The sequence below is a fragment of the Paraburkholderia sp. HC6.4b genome, from assembly GCF_014200875.1.
Taxonomy (GTDB): Bacteria; Pseudomonadota; Gammaproteobacteria; order Burkholderiales; family Burkholderiaceae; genus Paraburkholderia; species Paraburkholderia tuberum.
This window is the reverse complement of the sequence record NZ_JACHDC010000002.1, coordinates 196,400-214,475: the sequence shown is the minus strand read 5'-3', so window position 1 is coordinate 214,475 and position 18,076 is coordinate 196,400. Positions and strand designations below refer to the sequence as shown.

Annotated in this window: 18 protein-coding genes and 4 pseudogenes; 15 read left to right on the top strand and 7 right to left on the bottom strand. The window is 63.9% G+C overall.

Annotated elements, in window-relative coordinates; translation table 11 throughout:
• Window positions 1–102: 102 nt before the first annotated feature.
• Genes HDG34_RS03220 through HDG34_RS03195 form a run of 6 tightly spaced genes read left to right on the top strand, consistent with a single transcriptional unit; the run spans window position 103 to window position 4,741 of the window.
• Window positions 103–1,386 carry a Rieske 2Fe-2S domain-containing protein gene (locus HDG34_RS03220; protein ID WP_184058013.1) on the top strand — a complete coding sequence of 428 codons (1,284 nt, stop codon included), beginning with the start codon at window positions 103–105 and terminating at the stop codon, window positions 1,384–1,386.
• Entirely contained in the window at window positions 1,383–1,883 is a 501-nt protein-coding gene (locus HDG34_RS03215; RefSeq protein ID WP_026226450.1) for an aromatic-ring-hydroxylating dioxygenase subunit beta, read from the top strand. Before HDG34_RS03220 ends, HDG34_RS03215 begins: the two co-directional genes overlap by 4 nt.
• Before the next feature lie 52 nt (window positions 1,884–1,935).
• Window positions 1,936–2,313 carry a hypothetical protein gene (locus HDG34_RS03210; protein ID WP_184057654.1) on the top strand — a complete coding sequence of 126 codons (378 nt, stop codon included), beginning with the start codon at window positions 1,936–1,938 and terminating at the stop codon, window positions 2,311–2,313.
• A gap of 4 nt (window positions 2,314–2,317) precedes the next feature.
• Window positions 2,318–2,836 carry a nuclear transport factor 2 family protein gene (locus HDG34_RS03205; protein WP_184057652.1) on the top strand — a complete coding sequence of 173 codons (519 nt, stop codon included), beginning with the start codon at window positions 2,318–2,320 and terminating at the stop codon, window positions 2,834–2,836.
• Window positions 2,833–3,975, top strand: coding sequence for an amidase (locus tag HDG34_RS03200; protein ID WP_184057650.1), 1,143 nt, complete (start codon window positions 2,833–2,835; stop codon window positions 3,973–3,975). Before HDG34_RS03205 ends, HDG34_RS03200 begins: the two co-directional genes overlap by 4 nt.
• 22 nt (window positions 3,976–3,997) lie before the next feature.
• Window positions 3,998–4,741, top strand: a complete 744-nt coding sequence (locus HDG34_RS03195) for an SDR family NAD(P)-dependent oxidoreductase (protein ID WP_184057648.1) — start codon at window positions 3,998–4,000, stop codon at window positions 4,739–4,741.
• Window positions 4,742–4,769: 28 nt separating this feature from the next.
• Here the strand turns inward: HDG34_RS03195 and HDG34_RS03190 are convergent.
• Window positions 4,770–5,102: pseudogene (locus HDG34_RS03190) on the bottom strand (response regulator transcription factor); the annotation flags it as partial.
• Here HDG34_RS03190 and HDG34_RS38865 point away from each other — a divergent pair.
• A pseudogene (locus tag HDG34_RS38865) lies at window positions 5,094–5,219 on the top strand (4-hydroxyphenylacetate 3-monooxygenase reductase subunit); the annotation flags it as partial. The pseudogenes HDG34_RS03190 and HDG34_RS38865 overlap by 9 nt on opposite strands.
• Before the next feature lie 119 nt (window positions 5,220–5,338).
• On the opposite strand, the gene HDG34_RS03185 reads toward HDG34_RS38865, so the two are convergent.
• From HDG34_RS03185 to HDG34_RS03180, 3 genes are all read right to left on the bottom strand, one after another.
• Window positions 5,339–6,985, bottom strand: coding sequence for an NRAMP family divalent metal transporter (locus HDG34_RS03185; protein WP_184057646.1), 1,647 nt, complete (start codon window positions 6,983–6,985; stop codon window positions 5,339–5,341).
• A gap of 46 nt (window positions 6,986–7,031) precedes the next feature.
• Window positions 7,032–7,166, bottom strand: a complete 135-nt coding sequence (locus HDG34_RS38860; RefSeq protein ID WP_018424053.1) for a hypothetical protein — start codon at window positions 7,164–7,166, stop codon at window positions 7,032–7,034.
• A gap of 720 nt (window positions 7,167–7,886) precedes the next feature.
• Window positions 7,887–8,267: a BON domain-containing protein gene (locus HDG34_RS03180; protein WP_090808180.1), complete on the bottom strand. Its 381-nt coding sequence runs from the start codon at window positions 8,265–8,267 to the stop codon at window positions 7,887–7,889.
• Between the two features lie 353 nt (window positions 8,268–8,620).
• On the opposite strand from HDG34_RS03180, the gene HDG34_RS03175 reads away from it, so the two are divergent.
• The gene (locus tag HDG34_RS03175; protein WP_184057645.1) at window positions 8,621–8,896 is read left to right on the top strand and encodes a hypothetical protein; all 276 of its coding nucleotides are present in this window, start codon (window positions 8,621–8,623) and stop codon (window positions 8,894–8,896) included.
• Window positions 8,897–9,440: 544 nt separating this feature from the next.
• Here the strand turns inward: HDG34_RS03175 and HDG34_RS03170 are convergent.
• The gene (locus tag HDG34_RS03170) at window positions 9,441–10,199 is read right to left on the bottom strand and encodes an SDR family oxidoreductase (RefSeq protein ID WP_184057643.1); all 759 of its coding nucleotides are present in this window, start codon (window positions 10,197–10,199) and stop codon (window positions 9,441–9,443) included.
• 53 nt (window positions 10,200–10,252) lie between these two features.
• Window positions 10,253–11,215: a GlxA family transcriptional regulator gene (locus tag HDG34_RS03165; RefSeq protein WP_184057641.1), complete on the bottom strand. Its 963-nt coding sequence runs from the start codon at window positions 11,213–11,215 to the stop codon at window positions 10,253–10,255.
• 263 nt (window positions 11,216–11,478) lie between these two features.
• On the opposite strand from HDG34_RS03165, the gene HDG34_RS03160 reads away from it, so the two are divergent.
• The 5 genes and pseudogenes from HDG34_RS03160 to HDG34_RS03140 all read left to right on the top strand — a co-directional run.
• The gene (locus HDG34_RS03160) at window positions 11,479–12,120 is read left to right on the top strand and encodes an HD domain-containing protein (RefSeq protein ID WP_184057639.1); all 642 of its coding nucleotides are present in this window, start codon (window positions 11,479–11,481) and stop codon (window positions 12,118–12,120) included.
• 67 nt (window positions 12,121–12,187) lie between these two features.
• Window positions 12,188–12,472 carry a YlcI/YnfO family protein gene (locus HDG34_RS03155; RefSeq protein WP_090808191.1) on the top strand — a complete coding sequence of 95 codons (285 nt, stop codon included), beginning with the start codon at window positions 12,188–12,190 and terminating at the stop codon, window positions 12,470–12,472.
• Entirely contained in the window at window positions 12,469–12,777 is a 309-nt protein-coding gene (locus tag HDG34_RS03150) for a type II toxin-antitoxin system RelE/ParE family toxin (RefSeq protein ID WP_184057637.1), read from the top strand. The genes HDG34_RS03155 and HDG34_RS03150 overlap by 4 nt, the downstream gene beginning before the upstream one ends.
• A gap of 21 nt (window positions 12,778–12,798) precedes the next feature.
• Window positions 12,799–13,722, top strand: a pseudogene (locus HDG34_RS03145) (LysR family transcriptional regulator); the annotation flags it as partial.
• Window positions 13,700–14,119 (top strand): annotated as a pseudogene (locus tag HDG34_RS03140) (MFS transporter); the annotation flags it as partial. The pseudogenes HDG34_RS03145 and HDG34_RS03140, both read left to right, overlap by 23 nt.
• Before the next feature lie 393 nt (window positions 14,120–14,512).
• Here HDG34_RS03140 and HDG34_RS03135 read toward each other — a convergent pair.
• A complete protein-coding gene (locus tag HDG34_RS03135) occupies window positions 14,513–15,244 on the bottom strand; it encodes a GntR family transcriptional regulator (RefSeq protein WP_184057635.1) in 732 nt (243 codons plus the stop codon).
• Window positions 15,245–15,414: 170 nt separating this feature from the next.
• Here HDG34_RS03135 and HDG34_RS03130 point away from each other — a divergent pair, with 170 nt between their 5' ends.
• Together HDG34_RS03130 and HDG34_RS03125 are read left to right on the top strand one after the other, a co-directional pair.
• The gene (locus HDG34_RS03130; RefSeq protein ID WP_184057634.1) at window positions 15,415–16,635 is read left to right on the top strand and encodes an alanine--glyoxylate aminotransferase family protein; all 1,221 of its coding nucleotides are present in this window, start codon (window positions 15,415–15,417) and stop codon (window positions 16,633–16,635) included.
• 154 nt (window positions 16,636–16,789) lie between these two features.
• Entirely contained in the window at window positions 16,790–18,076 is a 1,287-nt protein-coding gene (locus tag HDG34_RS03125) for an MFS transporter (RefSeq protein ID WP_184057631.1), read from the top strand.

Below are 18,076 nucleotides of genomic sequence, written 5' to 3'. Positions count from 1 at the left end.
AAGCGAGACTGATGTCAACGAGAGGATGCGCTGATGTGTTGCACGCGACTCGTCGCGTCGATGTGCGTCTTCATTCCAACCACGCAACTGCCCCCGCATACGATGAGTACGCCGATCTATCAAACCATCGACACCAGCGCTTTAGCCAGGCGCGCCGAGGCCGATCGCATCGCGCCTTCCCTCTACTACGATCCCGAGCTGTTCGAAGTCGAACTGGAGCGCATTTTCTACAAGACGTGGATCTGGGTCGCGCATGACAGCGAGCTGCCGAAGCCCGGCGATTTCATCACGACGACGATCGGCCGGCAGCCGGTGATCGTCGTGCGCGACAAGAGCGGCGCGGTCAACGTGCTGCAAAACCGCTGCCGGCATCGCGGCGCGACCGTGTGCGAAGCGCACAAGGGCAATGCGAAGGGCTTCACGTGCCCGTATCACAGCTGGTCTTATGCGCTCGACGGCACGCTGCGCGCTCTGCCGTACGGCGACGGTTACGAAGGCGTATGCGAAAAGGGCGAGCTGCCGCTGAAAAAGCTGCGCGTGGGCGTCTATCAGGGCCTCATTTTCGCGAGCTTCAACGAAACGATCGAACCGCTCGAAGACTTCCTCGGCGGCGCGAAGCCGTGGATCGACCTGTTCATGAAGCAGGGCGCGGGCTATCCGATCAAGGCCAACGGCGAGCACAAGTTCAAGTTCAAGGGCAACTGGAAGATCCAGCTCGAGAACACGACGGACCTGTACCACTTCCCGGTCGTGCACAAGTCATGGATGAAGTCCATCGACGACGAAACCGCCGCCGCGATCACCAGCTTCATGACGAGCGACCAGGCGTTCTGCCGCTCGCTCGGCAACGGTCACAGCCTCGCGGTGCTGATGCCCGAGATCGTCGATCTGGACCGCGACGATGGCGCGCCGCTGCCCGAGCGCTTCAGCGAACTCGTCGCGCAACTCGCGCAAAAGCACCCGCCGGAAGAAGTGCGCCGCATCGTGCGCTCGTTGATGGGCGTCGGCTTCAACCTGAACCTGTTCCCGAATCTCGCGCTGTCGATGGCGTTCTTCCGCGTGCTGCGGCCGATTTCCGCCGAGGAAACGGAGATTCGCCACGTCGCGCTCGCGATGGACGGCGGTCCTGAAGAAGCGAACCGCGTGCGCCTGCGCATTCACGAGCACTTCCAGGGCCCGTTCGGCTTCGGCAGTCCCGACGACGCCGAAGCGTGGGAGCGCGTGCAGCGCGGCTCGCATGCGGGACCGGACGTACCGATCCTCGTCAATCGCGGTCTGAATCGCGAAACGACCGCCGCGAACGGCGAGAAAACCGCCCACGCAACCGATGAAACCGGCATGCGCGAAGCCTACAAGCAATGGCGCGCAATGATGGAGCAGGCATGATGGACGACAGAAACGCACTCTTTTCCCACCAGACCTTTGCGCGCGCGATCGAGTTCATCTGGCGCGAAGCCGAATTGCTCGATCGACGCGACTATCGCGAGTGGCTCGAGTTGTGGGACCCGGCGGGCCACTACGTGGTGCCGATCGATCCGAACACGACCGATTACGCGGCAACGCTGAACTACGCGTACGACGATCAGCACATGCGCGAGCTGCGCGTGCAGCGCATGACGTCGGGCTATTCGGCATCCGCGTCGGATGCCGCGCGCACGGTGCGCACGGTGTCGCGCTTCACGCTCGCGAGCGATAGCGCCGACGTGGTCGAAGTGAAGTCGTCGCAGATCATCATCGCGTACAAGCGCGGCACGTCGACGATCTTCGCGGCCGATCTGACGCACAAGATCAGCATGGCGAGCGGCGAGCCGCGTCTCGTCGAGAAAGTGATCCGCCTGATCGATTCCACCGATGCGCTGAGCGCGATCGGCTTCCTGCTCTGACGGTCATCATGCCGACACTCGAAGGCTATCAACCGAACCAAGGAACGTTCCCATGAGCGACAACCGAGACCTGCCTTTGCGTGTGCTGTTCTGCTGCGGCGTCTCGCAGAACTTCTTCGACTTGCCGCGCGAGCAGATCGGCGAAGTGTGGCAAGCGTACGGCAAGATGCTGAACGCGATCGAAACGATGGAAAACGTGCGCGTGCTGGGCGTGATGGACGACGATCGGCTCGTGGTCGGCAACGCCGATGGCGCGCCGTGGACGTTCTACATCATGGCCGACGTCGCCGACTTCGATACCGCGGTGGCCGTGTGCAATCTGTATCGGACGACGCCGGTCGGCGACTACAACCTGTGGCGCTACGGCAAGATCGAGGCGCGCGTGGGCCGTGCGCTGACGGTGCCGCCAGCGGTCGCCAACCATGCGTGACGCGATGACCGATCCGGCTATCGACGCGCTGCTCGCGCGCGTCAAAGCGCTAGAAGCACAGAACGCGGTGCGTAAGACGATCGCGCGCTACATGGCGCTGTGCGATGTGCCCACGCGCGCGCTCGAGGGCGAGGCGCTCGCCGCGCTGTTCGCCGAAGACGCGATCTGGGAAGGCATCGGCCCGCAGTACGCGAACAAGTTTGGGCGTCTCGAAGGGCCGGCGCAGATCGTCGCGATGCTGCAGCGTTATCTGCCGCCCACGCCGCACTTCGCGAGCAATGTGCACTTTCTGACTGCGGAGCATATCGAGGTGAACGGCGACACGGCGAAGGGTCGCTGGATCATGTTGCAGGCTTCGGGTTATGTCGATGCGAAAGCGGAACTGATCGCGGCGCGCCTCGAAGTCGACTTCGTGGCCGCCACTCATGATGCGGGCGCGACATGGCTGATCCGCCATTTCCGTACCGAGCGTCTTTTCGATGCACCGTGGCAAGTCAACCCGGCCCAGGGAGTTTCGGCATGAGCGCATTTCTGCAGACATTCGATCTGAGCGCGACGGACAACGCCAACGCGCCGACGATCGCGATCAAGGACAGCATCGACGTCGCCGGCTACGCGACGACAGCGGCAAGCCGCGCGCTTGCCGACGCACCGCTTGCATCGGAGCACGCCGAAGTCGTGCGGCGTTTGCTCGACGCCGGCTGGCGCGTCACGGGCAAGACCAACATGCACGAACTCGCGTTCGGCATGACCGGCATCAACGACTTTTCCGGCACGCCGGTCAATCCGCAGGACGCGGCACGCATTCCGGGCGGATCGTCGAGCGGGTCCGCGTCGGCGGTCGGGCAGAAGTTCGTGGACGCCGCGCTCGGTACCGACACCGGTGGCTCGGTCCGCGGCCCGGCCGCATGCTGCGGCGTTATCGGCCTGAAGCCGACGTTCGGCCGCGTGTCGCGGCACGGCGTGGCGCCGCGCGTCACGACACTCGACTGCGTTGGACCATTCACGCGCGAGACGGACACGCTGATTCGCGTGATGACGGCGATCGATCCTTCGTTTCGCGCTGACGATGCGCGTCGTGACGTTTCGCAGTTGCGCATTGGCATGGTCGCAGTCGACGCGGATGACGACATCGCCAAAGCAATCGCCGACGCGGTCGGAAAGTCCGAACTCGCCACGCAAGCGATCGAACTCGCGTCGCTGAAGGACGCATTCACGGCCGGCCTCGCGGTGATCAACGCGGAGACATCGCGCGCATTCGGCCATCTGGTGGCAAGCGGCAAGCTCGGCGCCGATATCGAAGCGCGCCTGCGCGCGGCCGCGGCCACGAGCGCCGCCGATCTCGACGCGGCGGAACGCGTGCGCCGCACCTTCACCGACGAAGTGGACCGCGCGCTCGACCGGGTCGACGTACTCGTGCTGCCGACGCTGCCCTCATTGCCGATCACGCTCGAAGCGGCACGCGCCGGCACGTCGGTGATCGGCATGTCGTCGTTGATCCGGCCGTTCAACCTGAGCGGGCATCCGGCGCTGAGCCTGCCCGTTCCGATCGAACGCTCGACGCTGAAGGCGGGCCTGCAAATCATCGGTCGCAAGAACGACGACGAAACGGTGTGCGCGGTCGCCGCGCACCTCGAAGCGCGCCTCGCGCAATCCGTCTGAACGCAATCCAGGAGTCAGCAACATGTCGAACAGAGTCGCGCTCGTGACGGGCGCCGCGCGCGGACTTGGCGCCGTTGTCGCGCGTCGTTTTCACGAGGCAGGCTACAGGGTCGCGCTGGCCGATATCGCGATCGAACCCGCGCAAGCGCTCGCGCGTGAACTCAGCAGCGACGGCTCGAGCGCCTGCGCAATCCGGCTCGACGTCACGCGCAAGGCGGACTTCGAAGCGGCGCGCGACGCGTTGCTCGAACGTTGGGGCGGCGTGGACGCGCTCGTCAACAATGCGGGCGCCTCGAAGGTCGTGCCCGTGATGGACATTACCGCCGAGCAGTTCGATCAGGTCATCAACGTGAATCTGCGCAGCGTGCTGTTCGGCTGCCAGGTATTCGGGCAGTACTTCGCGCAGCGCGGCGTGGGCCGCATCGTCAATATCGCGTCGCTGGCGGGGCAGAATGGCGGCTCGGCAACGGGCGCGCACTATGCGGCCGCGAAGGGCGGCGTGCTGACGCTGACCAAGGTCTTCGCGCGCGATCTCGCCGCGTGCGGTGTGACAGTCAACGCGATCTCGCCGGGGCCGCTCGATTTGCCGATCGTTCACGAGAGCGTGGCGGCGGACAAGCTGGCAAAAGTGATCGAAGCGATACCGGTCGGCAAGCTCGGGGCCGCGTCGTATGTTGCCGATGTCGCGGTGATGCTCGCTTCCGGTGACGCTTATTTCGCCAATGGCGCGTGCTGGGACGTCAACGGAGGCCTGTACATGCGCTGATGCGTCTGCAAGGGCCGAGGCGGCCGGGTCATTCCGGCCGCTCGTCCGACGGGCCCCATACTTCGGGCACGCGGCGCACGAGGGTCGGAGTAGACGAAGCGCCGAGCTTTTCCCTGATGCTCGCGCGATGCACGTCCACGGTTTTCACACTGATCGACAGGTCCGCCGCAATGACCTTGCTCGGCTTCCCCTCGATCAAACCGTGCAGCACTTCCTTCTCGCGCGACGTGAGCGAGTTGATCCGCTCACGCAGTTCGAGTTGGCGCATGTGTTTCGCGTGACGCTGGGACGCGAGTTTCATCGCGCGTTGAATGCGCTCGAGCATCTGCTGCGAGTTGTACGGCTTCTCGACGAAGTCGACTCGCACTCGGTCATGTTCGTGGAGGCCACGCAGATTCGCGTGCGCGCCGACCGCGACAGTCTGATTTACTTCGACCGGAATTTTCTCCGGGTGCCGCGCGCGTGGAAGGGGCAATGAGTCATTTGAAGCGCTGCCGGCCAGCTCGGGCTCCGGCAGCGCTTACGTTGTCGCTCCGGACATGGCTCCCGTAAAACCTCACCATTGCCCGGACCTCCTGGAACTCCTCACCATTCGCACTACTTCAGCAACGCCATCTGCACGACCTTGACGATCACGAGCGCGATCGCGAGCAGCAGATAGCCGCGCAGCACGCCCATCCATACGCGTTTGGCGAGCGTCAGACGCGGCGGCGGCAGTTCGTCGAGCGGCGGCATGCGCCACGTGTTGCGCGCGTCCTTCGCATAGACCGGAGCCGGCTCGGCCGCGGACTCGCCGCGCAGCTTGCGCATCCCGAAGCTCGCCACATACCCGACGACCGCGAGCAACGTGCCGCCCGCCAGGACTTCGATGATCGTTTCCGCCGCGATGTCCGGATAGATCACCGACGCGGTCAGGACGATCGACAGCATCACGAGCACCCAGATCACCGCGCCGGTAAACAGATTGAGCTTCTTCGAATTGGCCCACGGACCGAGCACCGCGCGATCGTTGCACAGCAGCAGCAGGAACACGGTCGCGCTCGGCAGCAGTACCCCGGCGAGCGTCTGCACCGCTTCGGTCAACAGACCGAGCGGGCTGCCTGGAATCAGCACCAATGCCGCGGCGGCCGCGACGATCGCGAAGTACACGACGTAGAAGCCCTTCGCATCCGACACGCTACGGTGCAGCGAATGGCGGATCTTGAACACGTCGCCGATCGCATAGGCGGTCGATAGCGACACAGCCGCCGCGCCGATCACGCACGCGTCGAACAGCGCGATCGCGAACAGCACGGCCGAGGTACGCCCCGCGTATCTCTCGAGACCAGCGATCACACCGCCCGCGTCCGTGAAGTTGCCGAACCCGGGCCGTCCGTCGAACAACGCCGCGCTGAACGAGATCATCGCGACCGCGCCGATCAGTACGAACACGATGCCGATCCACAGGTCGGCTTTTTCGTAGTTCATGAAGCGCGGCGTGATGCGCTTGTCGACCACATAGCTCTGCTGGAAGAACAACTGCCACGGAGCAACCGTCGTGCCGACGATGCCGATTACGAGCAGCATCACGTCGGACAGCTTCGAGTGCGCGGGCCAGTTCGGAATGAAGAAGTCGCGCGCGATCTGGCCGACCGGCGGATGAATCGACACGAGCACCGGCACGAGCAGCAGGCTCAACACGCACAGCGCGACCGCGAAACGCTCGAAGCGGCGGAAGTCGCCGGTGCTGACGGCGGCCATCGTCAGCGCCGCGGCGATACACACGCCCGCGATCTTCGAGACGCCGAAGAAGTCGAGCACGAACGTGATGCCGATGAATTCCGTCACGATGGTTAGCGCGTTCAGCAGGAGCAGATCGACGACGCTGAACGCGCCCCAGAACTTGCCGAAGCGCTCGAAAATAAGCCGCGCGTGGCCCACGCCCGTGACCGCACCGAGCCGCAACACCATCTCCTGATTGACGAACAGCACCGGCACCAGCAACAGCATGGTCCACAGCAACGTAGTGCCGTAGTTCTGGCCGGCCTGCGTGTAGATGCCGAATGCGCCCGCGTCGTTGTCGCCGACCATCACGATCAGACCGGGGCCGAGGATCGCGAGCAGCGTGCGCAGGCGTGCCCACCAGCTCGTGCGTGGCGCGATGTCATGGTGAGCGATCGTGCCGAGCGCGCCCTTGATATCGCCGACGTGTGCCGAATCGAGCACGGCGCTGCGCGCGGAGGAAATGTTCGTCGGAGTAGACATGTCGTTCTCTCCTGGTTGTATTTGTCGAAGGTCGGATCGCGAAACGCTATGCCACGCGCGACATCACGCGACGGCAGAAGGCGATGAACGGATGCGGTGCGTGTAGCACGAGCATGCCGTCGTAATGGGCGCGCGATTCCTGCACACGCGGGAACTGCGAAAGAAGGAGGCCGAATTGCATGAGGGATCTCCGTGCGCCGGTTTCGACGCGCTGGTGGAAAGCCAGCAGACACGGAGGCCGCGTATGTCCGGGCGCGGCGGTGGAGGTCTACTCGCTTTCCTCAGTTGATAGAACGGGGAAGCGGCATAAGGGATAACTGTCACTGTCGGGCATGGCGGCTCCTTGTCGGTGTGTAGCGGGGACTGCGTTCGAGCGTCTGAAGCGTTCGCTACACACGTTCGCTACGCGTGTGTTTATCCACGCGTTCGCGCGCATTGCGTTGAACTGTTTGCGTTGACTGACAACGCGCGCGCAAACGCGACCGCAAGCGCAAGGCTCGCGATGCGACGCCGTATCGGCGCGGGAACGCGCGTGAACGCGGCGTTCCTGTCATGCGGATACGACGTTACTTTAGGTGCACGGGAAGAAACTGCGGCGCGCACCGTCTGCCAACTGGCAAGACGGCGGCTGATGAAGAGAGCGCGGACGTCCTGCCGGTCAGGCAGCGAATCTGTTCGAAAGTCGGCTACTGCAGGTGTCCAAGGCACGAGCCCCATCGGTGATGATTTTTGAATTCTAGGGTTCGCCTTCCGCCGAGGTCAACCTGTTTCTTAAGCAGAGCAGAAAAAATGTGCGGCGCACGACGGTGGGCACTTTGAATGACATGCGGGTCGAGGCCGATTTAGGGGGGAGGTCGAACAGGCGGCACCGATCCGTCCGGCCGATGCCACCACGCCGTGCTCACTGATTGGCGCGCCGTCGCTCGGTCAGCCGGTTATGCACGCTTCTGACGCCGCGAACCGATCGCGCGGCGTTGCCGGCTCGCGCGATTTGCGATTGCCGCGGCACGGTGCCGGTCAGCGTAACGATGCCGTGACGCGCTTCGACACGGATGTTCGCCGAATTGAGGTTCGTGGTGCGCGTGAAAGCGCGGCGGACGTCGCGGACGATTGCGCTGTCGGACCGGTTGTTGTTCCGGTTTGAAGCCGCTGGGACCGACTGGCTTTGCATCGACGCATCGTTCGGCATCTCGCGCGTCTGTGCGTTTGCATAGGTCGCGCAAGTCGCGATGGCCACCGCGAACAGTGCACCGAGGATTCTGCTCGCGCCGTTTGTTTTCATTCTTCCTCCTTTGCCGGTTTGTCAGGAACTGCCGTTCGAGCCGCGTGCTGCCAGCGGGGAAGAGGCGGCGCAACGCACTACCGCCTCGCGACGAGTCATCGACCGTCGGCCCCGATTATATTCTGCGGCGCACGCGCCGATACTGATAGGTGAGACGATTCGGGAGCCGCCGAGGTGAGAATATGCGCACCTGTACGCGCACTTCAAAATTGAAGGTGAGGGAATTCGGGAGTCGCCCGGACGGCGCTACAAATTGCGAATGCTTTCCTGAGAAAACTAATATCGCATTCCCAACCTTGCTTCCTTTTCGTCAGGTTCGCCCATGTCGATGCAACGTTTCCGTCAGAGGCGTCATGCGGTCAGGCCGTCTGGCCGGAAGCCGGCGAAGGCGGCGCGCACAAGAGACAAAGGCGCTGCTCGAACCCGAGACGGTCGACGAAGACCGTCGCAATCATCTGATCGCGTTAAGCGATGCCGCAAAGGCGCTCGTCCCCGAACTCGCGCAATTGGACGATCAGAACGACGACGAATTTTGCGGCCATCTGCCCGTGCAGGTTAGAACGGCGGTCGTCGACGCGATGAAGAACGTCGTAGCGGTGCGTGAGCTGAAGAACGTGCCGATCGAATGAACGTGGCGCGTGCATCGCGTCAAAGGTGAGGACTTTCGGGAGTCGCGCGCGGGCGGTTCTTTTGCAACTAACCGGCCGGGCCAGGAACGGCACAAACCGCGCGGCAAGAGGCTCGCGGGAATGCGCGCATTTATGCCGGTCAGCCATAGGTGAGGATATTCGGGAGCCGTCGATGCTGTATCGGGCGACGGCCCGTCGTGCCGACGTACAAAACGCGCTTCATGCAGTCGCCAATCATGGCATCCGTCGCGGTGACCGTGCGCCGGCTGTGTAACGTAAGTCGTTGAATGTCCAGGCGATCTGCCGCGTACGCGGCCGGCATCGGCGAAGCGATCCGGCTGCGTTCGATCAAAGGTGAGGGATTTCGGGAGCGGTGTGTGAGCGCCGCAATGCGCTCGCTGAAATGCCTCCTCGAGTCCTCTTTTCACCTCAAAGGTGAGGCTTTTCGGGACAAACGACGACGGTAGCTGACGCCGATCCGCCACTGCTCCGTGCTTGAGGTGAGGATTTTCGGGAGCGCAAATACCCGGCAGCAATAGCCCGTTCAGGCCGATTTCGCGATCTCGCGAATGTCCGCGACCGGCGTCTGCCCGAACGCATCGCTGAGCGCATAGTCGATCAGCTGCGCCGCGCATTGCTCGGGCGTCGACAGTTGGCCGTTGCGCTTTAGCTCGTCGAAGCGCTGGCGCATCGGGAACTGCTCTTCGCCGCTACCGCGAATTTGCGCCTGCATGTCCGTATCGATCACACCCGGCGCGAGGCTGCAGATGCGCAGCGCGCGATTCGCGTCGAGCGCGACGGCGCGCGCGTGATGATCGAGCGCGGCCTTGGTTGCGCAGTAGATGCTCCAGCCCGGATACGCGTTGCGCGCCGCGCCGCTCGAAATATGCACGATGCGGCGGTCGGTTGCGTCGACGGCCGCGGCGGCGAGCGCGCTCGCGAGCATCAGCGGCGTCGCGACGTTCAGGCTCACCGCGTCCGCGACGCTCGCGGCGTCCTGTCCTTCGATGGGACCGATCGGCTGCATCATGCCCGCGTTGTTGATCAGCAGCACCGTCTGCGCGCCGCGCACGAAGTTGCTCAGTGCGTCGGTGGCGATCCATTGCGCGACGCGTGCGGGCTCGGCCAGCGGCAGCTCGATCTCTTCGAGCCGCGCGGCAAAGCGCGCCTTCAGCGCGCCATGCCGCGAGCGCGACAGACCCAGCACCGTGACGTTGCGCGCGAGCAGTTGTTCGGCGAGCGCCGCGCCCAGGCCGCGCGTATGGCCGGTGACGATCGCGCGAATCGGAGAAGAGGAGGTCATGTCGTTCCTGGTGATCGTTGACGTGCAGAGTCGACGATTTTCTCACGCCGTATTCACACCGGGCGAAAGCGTTCGCGATACCGCATCGGCGTCACGCCAAGCCGCTTCGTAAACACGATGCGCATGCGGTCGGCGGTGCCGAAGCCGCAATCGTAGGCGATCGTCTTCAGCGCCGCGGCGCTGCTTTCGAGCAGCTTGCGTGCGGCATCCACGCGCGCGCGTTCGACGAATTCATGCGGCGTCACGCCGGTTTCGTGCACGAACACGCGCGCGAAGTTACGCGCGCTCATGCCCGCGACGTCGGCGAGCTGCTTGACGGTGAAGCTGTCATGGATACGCGCCATCACGTGCGCCTGCACTTTTGCGGCGGGCGAGGTGTCGTCGGCGGGCGCGGTCAGATAGGGGCTGAATTGCGACTGACCGCCTTGCCGCTGCGCGAACACGACGAGCCGCTTGGCGACCGCGAGCGCGGTATGCGGACCGTGATCCTCGGCCACCAGCGCGAGCGACAGATCGATGCCGGCCGTCACGCCCGCAGAGGTGACCAGCGGCCCGTCGCGCAGATAGATGCGATCGAAGTCGACCCGCGCGCGCGGAAACTGCGCGGCGAGTTGCGCGGCGTGCTGCCAGTGCGTCGTCACGTGGCGCCCATCGAGCAGGCCCGCGTGACCGAGCGCGAAAGCGCCGGTGCAGATCGAGCCGTAGCGGGCGCAACGTGTCGCGACGTTGGCGAGCCAGTCGAGCAGGCGCGCGTCCGGCACTTCGTTGCGCGGTAGCGCGGGGCCGCCGGCGACGAGCGCGAGATCGAACGGTTCGCGCGACTGCTCGAAGGTCGCGTCCGCCACCAGCGTCATCCCGTTCGATGCGCGCAGCGGCGCCGGGTCCGCGGCCAGCAGCTTGACCTCGTAGTGCCGCGTGGGCGCGACGAAGCGGTTTGCTTCGGAGAACACGTCGACGGGACCGGCGACGTCGAGTGCCTGCACTCCTGGGAAGATCGCGATCGCGACGGTGGGCATCGGATGACTTCCTCTGACGGGGAACGTGAAGGGCACGCCGCGGCAGTCAACGCTGTGCGTTTGGCAGTGTTCAACGGCTCGCGACAATTGTTCGCGGCGCCGCGCTGGCCAATACTGGATCGGTCGGACGCGCGGTCTCACAGGCAGGCGACAGGCATTGACATCACGGCGCGGACCAGCATACCAAAACGCGCTCTGAAGCCGCGGCGCGCGTCCGGTGGATTACTTTCACATTCACGTTCGCATATGAAGGAGTACGCCGCATGACTACGACGATCGCAGGTATCCAGATTCCCGACAGCATGATGGCGCGTGAAGCCACCGAGCTCGTGCGCGACACCGAAACGGAGTTGCTGTATCACCACTCGCGGCGCGTGTTTCTGTTCGGCGCGCTGGCCGGGCAACGCAAGCAGCTGAAGTTCGACCCCGAACTGCTGTACATCGGCGCGATGTTTCACGACATGGGCCTCGTCGCGCCATACAGCAGCGAGCAGGAGCGCTTCGAAGTCGACGGCGCGAATGCCGCGCGTGAATTTCTGCGGCGGCATCGAATCGGCGAGGACCAGATCGAGCAGGTGTGGACCGCGATCGCGCTGCACACGACACCAGGCATTCCGCAGCATATGAAGCCGGTGATCGCGCTCGTCACGGCGGGTGTCGAAATGGACGTGCTCGGCCTCGCCTACGACGAATTCAGCGAACAGCAACGGGAGGAAGTCACCCATGCGCATCCGCGCGGCGCGCACTTCAAGGAAGGTATCATCGATGCGTTCGCGCACGGCACGATACACAAGCCGCACACGACGTTCGGCAACGTGAAGGCCGACGTGCTCGCGCTGAAAGACCCGCATTATCATCGCGAGAATTTCTGCACGATGATTCTGGGTTCGGCGTGGAAGTCGTGAAGGGCTGCTTGCGGCAGAAATGAGGTAGCGCGATAATGCATCGCTAATGCGATGCATGGAGAGAACGATGAAAAGCGCTACTTTCCCGTCGGTTCGGGTCAAGCCCGAGCTGCGGGCCGCGGCCGAGGACGTGCTGCAGGACGGCGAAAGCCTGTCCAGTTTCGTCGAGCAGGCGATCCGCGACAACATCGCGCGGCGCCTGAATGTGCGTGAATTCGTCGTGCGAGGGCTCGAGTCGCGTGCTGAAGCGAAGCAAAGCGGCGACTACGTATCGGCCGACGACGTGCTCGCCGGTCTCGAAACGCGGCTCCGCGAAGCAAAAACGAAGGCCCGCGCGAAGAAGCACCGATGACGTATCAGGTTCGTTTCACACGCGCAGCGGCGGCGGACCTGCAGAGACTGTACGATTTCATCCTCGAGCGGGACGACGGGGATTTCCCGCTCGCCGAACGCGCGTTGCAAGCCATCCGCGATGGTATCGCCACGCTGCGCACATCGCCGTTCACTTGCCGAAAGGTTCAGCGCGATACGCCGTTTTTGCGCGAGCTGCTGATCCCATTCGGTCGCGCGGGCTACGTCGCGCTGTTCGAGATCGACGACAACCAAACCGTGACCGTGCTGGCGGTGCGCCATCAGCTAGAGGATGATTATCACTGACCGAACTTTCGTCGCCGCGCCATGGTCATCAAAAACCTTCTCCGTAAGCTCGACCTCACCACGCTGCAGCTCTTTCTCGCCGTCTTCGAAGAAGGTACGCTCACGCGTGCCGCCGAGCGCGAGGCGATCGCCGTGTCGGCCGCCAGCAAGCGGCTGGTCGAACTCGAACAGGCGGTCGGCGCGTCGCTATTCCAGCGCAACGCGCGCGGCATGACACTGACGCCGGCCGGCGAAACGCTGTTGCATCACGCGCGCCGGGTGCTGCGCGACATCGAGAGCATCGGCATCGAACTGGCCGGTCATGCTAGCGGCGTGCTCGGCTATGTGCGGATGATGGCGACCCTGTCGGCGATCGCCGAATTTCTGCCTGAAGATCTGCGCGCGTTCCAGTCGTTGCACGAGCGCGTGAAGGTCGATCTCGAGGAGCGGCCGAGCGGCGGCGTCGTCAAAGCCATCGACGAAAGCCTCGCCGATCTCGGCATCTGTTCCGGCGACGCCGATACGCGCGAGCTGCACGTCGAGCACTACCGACGCGATTCGCTCGTGATCGTGATGCGCGACGATCATCCGCTCGCGGCACGCACGAGCATCGCGTTCGCCGAAACGCTCGATGGCGATCACGTCGGCCTGCATTCGGCGAGCTCGATCAACGCGCGCACCCACCTCGCGGCGCGCCAGGCCGGCAAGCCGCTGCGCCTGCGCATCCACGTGCCGGGCTTCGATGCGGTGTGCCGGATGGTTCAGGCTGGCATGGGCGTCGGCGTGCTGCCGCAAAAGGTGTATCAACTGATGGGCCGCCCGCTCGGCCTCGTCGGCATGCCGCTCGACGACGATTGGGCCGAGCGCAGCCTCGTGCTCGTCGCGCGCGACGTCGATGCGTTATCGCCGGTGAGCCGGCTGCTGTTCGATCATCTGCGTTCGGTGCATGGTGGTGGTCGGGCGCCTGTCGGACGCCAGCAGCGAGCGGCGCAAGTTCGTGTTCGGGCTGCTGTTGATGTCGGCGCTCGGCTTCTTCGCCGCGGGATTCTTCGACAAGCAGACCACCTTGCTGGTGGTCGCGCTTGCCGTGATGGGCGCGGGCGTGGTCGCGTCCATCCCGGCATTCTGGGCGCTGCCGCCAAAGCGGCTGACGGGCGCGGGCGCCGCGGGCGGTATCGCGTTGATCAACACGCTCGGGCAACTCGGCGGGATCGTGAGCCCGGTGATGGTCGGACGTGTGAAGGATCTGACCGGCAGCACGACGCCCGCGCTGTATGTGATCGGCGCGATGAGCGTGGTGCGCGCGCTGATCGTGCTGTATGGGTTGCCGGAGTCGTTGCGCAGTCGTGAAACGACGCAGTGAAATCGAGGGTGGAGGGCGCGGCCGTTGGTTTGCATCGCGTGAGGTGCCGCGCCGCTGCCCGCTCCCGCATCCGCGCACGATAGGCCTGCCGTATCAAACACTTGGCTGGCCTGTGCGCAGGTTGTCCACAAGCTTGTTCCCAAATTATGTGGACAACTGGACTTCGAGGTCGGCGCGAGTGAAACGGCATCCTTGCGAAGCCCACTCGCCAGTATCACGGACTCCATAGCGACGCTCACTGCCTACGCGTGCACCGCGCGCGGATAGTTCTCATGCTTCAAGCACTTAAGCTCGCTGTGCGAAGGTTGTCCACAGGCTTGCCAACAATTTAGGTGGACAAGTTTTGTTGCCGACGGAGTGGCGAGGAGCGGGATTCGGCATCAGTTGTCCGCATCACGCCTTCAACCCGGAGGCCGAAGCGACCACCTCCTCCTGCAACTGCACCTGCAAAACCGCATCCCGCTTATCGAGCAGATGCTGCCGCAAAATCGCGCTGAGCTTCTTGCCGTCGCGAGCCTCGAGCGCCTTCAGCATTTCATCGTGATCGTGAATCGCGCGGTCCCACTTCGGCGTCTGATAGTTCGAGCGAAAGCGCAGCGCCTGCAGCCGCCGGTTGACCGACACATACGTCTGCCGCAGCGCCGAATTTCTCGCCGCTTCGTTGATCTTGTCGTGGATCGCCTGGTTGCGACTGTAGTAGCCCGGCAGATCGTTCTGCGCACGGCACGCCAGCATCGCGTAATGCAGCGCCTTGATCTCTGCGAGTTCGGCCGCGGTGATGCGCTCGGCCGCGAGTTCGCCGGAAAACGCTTCGAGGCCGCTCATTAGCTCGAAGGTCTCACGCACCTCCGCTTCCGACATCTTCGATACCGACGCGCCCCGGTTCGGCGAAATCTCGATCAGACCTTCGGCAGCCAGCACCTTCAGCGCCTCGCGCAGCGGCGTGCGCGAAATGCCGAGCGTTTCGCACAACTCCCGCTCGTTCAGCTTCTTGCCGGGCTCCAGCGCTCCCTCGACGATAAAGCGGCGGATGTGCTCCACCACCGTGTCGTGCAGGCGCTGACGCTCGACCTTCGGCATCAGCGGGGCAGCGGTCAGACCCGCGTCGAAATCCGAATTTTGCATACAAAAATCCTCAGCTTCACATGAACTGGATTTTATCGGAACCATATCAATTAGTTAATCCATGCGCACACGCGGGTAAACACGGGCCTTAAAGGCCAATTTTCGTCTTGGGAGCATCACGGTTCGTCTGATATAGTTTTTTGCATGCAAAATTCAATTGGAGGACTCTGATGCTGAAGCTAGATTTTCATCCCGCTGGCCGTCACTTCCTGCAGATTCCGGGGCCGAGTCCGGTGCCGGATCGCATCCTTCGCGCGATGAGCTATCCGACCATCGACCATCGCGGACCCGAATTCGGCGAGCTGGGTCTCAAGGTGCTCGACGGCATCAAGAAGATTTTCAAGACGCAGCAGCCGGTCGTCATCTATCCGGCGTCCGGCACGGGCGCATGGGAAGCCGCATTGTCGAATACGCTGAGCCCCGGCGATCACGTGCTGATGTTCGAGACCGGCCACTTCGCGACGTTGTGGAAAAAAATGGCCGAGCAGCTCGGCCTGAAGCCCGAATTCCTGGGGCTGCCAGGCATCGAAGGCTGGCGGCGCGGCGTGCAGCCGCAGATGATCGAAGAGCGTCTGCGCGCCGACACGCAGCATGCGATCAAGGCGGTCTGCGTGGTGCACAACGAAACCTCGACCGGCGTCACGTCCGACATCGCCGCCGTGCGTCGCGCGATCGACGCCGCGGGCCATCCGGCGCTGCTGCTCGTCGACACGATCTCCGGTCTCGCGTGCGCTGATTTTCGTCATGACGAATGGGGTGTCGACGTGACCGTGTCGGGCTCGCAAAAGGGCTTGATGCTGCCGCCGGGCATCAGCTTCAATGCGATCTCGCCGAAGGCGATGGCCGCCGGCCAGCACGCGAAGCTGCCGCGCAGCTTCTGGGACTGGACGGAAATCGTCGAGATGAACAAATCCGGCTACTGGCCGTACACGCCGAACACGAACCTGCTGTACGGGCTGCATGAAGCGATCGAAATGATTCTCGGCGAAGGGCTGGACAACGTGTTCGCACGCCACGAGCGGCTTGCCGAAGCGACGCGCCGCGCGGTGCGCGCGTGGGGGCTCGAAATCCAGTGTGCCGATCCCGCCGTCTATAGCCCGGTGCTGACGGGCGTGATGATGCCCGACGGCGTCGATGCCGATGCGGTGCGCAAGCTGATCTACGAACGCTTCGACATGTCGCTTGGTACGGGCCTCGGCAAAATGAAAGGCCGCATGTTCCGCATCGGCCATCTTGGCGATTGCAACGATCTGATGCTGCTCGCGACACTGGCTGGCTGCGAAATGGGTCTGCGGCTTGCTGGCGTGCCGCTCAAGGAAAGCGGCATGCCGGCTGCGATGGAGTGGCTGAGCCAGGCACCGAAGACGTCGGGATTGAAGGCCGCGGCTTGATTGTCGGGCGCAGGGAGCGCTTCCCTCATCGAGCCGCGCGCAGAACGCGGCCAGAACAACATGCAATGCGTCCATAGCGGCTCTCGCGGCCGACGGGCGACGACGCAGCGCTCCACTTCAGGCGCGCCGTCGACACATGCCATGGAGAGAGACGATGAAGCGGTTTCGTTTGACCAGTGCGACCAGTATCGTTCTAGTGATGCTCTGCATCATGTACTTCATCACGTACCTCGATCGCGTAAACGTCAGCACCGCGGCGGCGGGTTTCGGCAAGGAATTCAATCTCACGCATACGCAGGTCGGGCTCGTGTTCTCGGCCTTCGCGTATCCGTATCTGCTGTTTCAGGTGATGGGCGGCTGGGTCAGCGATCGCTTCGGCGCGCGACGCACGCTGCTGTTCTGCGGCGCCATCTGGGGTCTCGCGACGGTGTTCACGGGCTTCGCGGGCGGGCTCGCTTCGTTGCTTGCCGCGCGGCTCGTGCTCGGTTTCGGTGAAGGCGCGACGTTCCCGGCCGCAACGTCGGCGATGTCGCGCTGGGTCGCGAAAGAAAAGCGCGGCTTCGCGCAGGGCATCACGCACGCGGCGTCGCGAGTCGGCAACGCGGTCGCGCCGGCGCTCATCGTGATCGTGATGACCAACTGGGGCTGGCGCGAATCGTTCTTTATCTGCGGCGCGCTGAGTCTGGTGTGGGTGGTCACGTGGGCGCTCACGTTCACCGAGCATCCGAAAGATCATCCGCGCATTACGTCCGAGGAACTCGCGGTGCTGCCCACGCCGAAGCCGAAAGTCTCCGGCCTGCCGTGGGGCAAGCTGTTTCGCCGCATGGCGCCGGTCACGATCGTCTACTTCTGCTACGGCTGGACGCTGTGGCTGTTCCTGAGCTGGATTCCGCTGTACTTCCTGCATAACCACAATCTGCAATTGAAGAAGTCGGCGATCTTCGCGTCGGTCGTGTTCTTCGCGGGCGTGATCGGCGACACGCTCGGCGGCATCGTCACCGATGCGATCTTCAAGCGCACCGGCAGCCTCAAACGCGCGCGCAGCTGGATGGTGTCGGTGTGCATGCTGTTCTGCCTGCTGTCGCTGATTCCTCTGATGTTCACGCATGACCTGACGTTGTCGATTGCCTGTCTCGCGTCGGGCTTCTTCTTCGCCGAGATGACGATCGGCCCGATGTGGGCGATCCCGATGGATATCGCGCCGGACTTCGCCGGCACCGCGAGCGGCATGATGAACACGGGCTCGGCGCTCGCCGCGATCATCTCGCCGGTGATGGGCGGCTTTCTGATCGACCGCTTTGGCAACTGGGATCTGCCGTTCGTGGGCAGCATGTTGCTGATGGGCATCGGCGTCGTGCTCGCGTTCCGCATGCAGCCCGAGAGCCGCTTCGAAGTTGGCGCGTCGGAGAAGGCGCACGTTTCCACCCGGATGGGCGTGTAA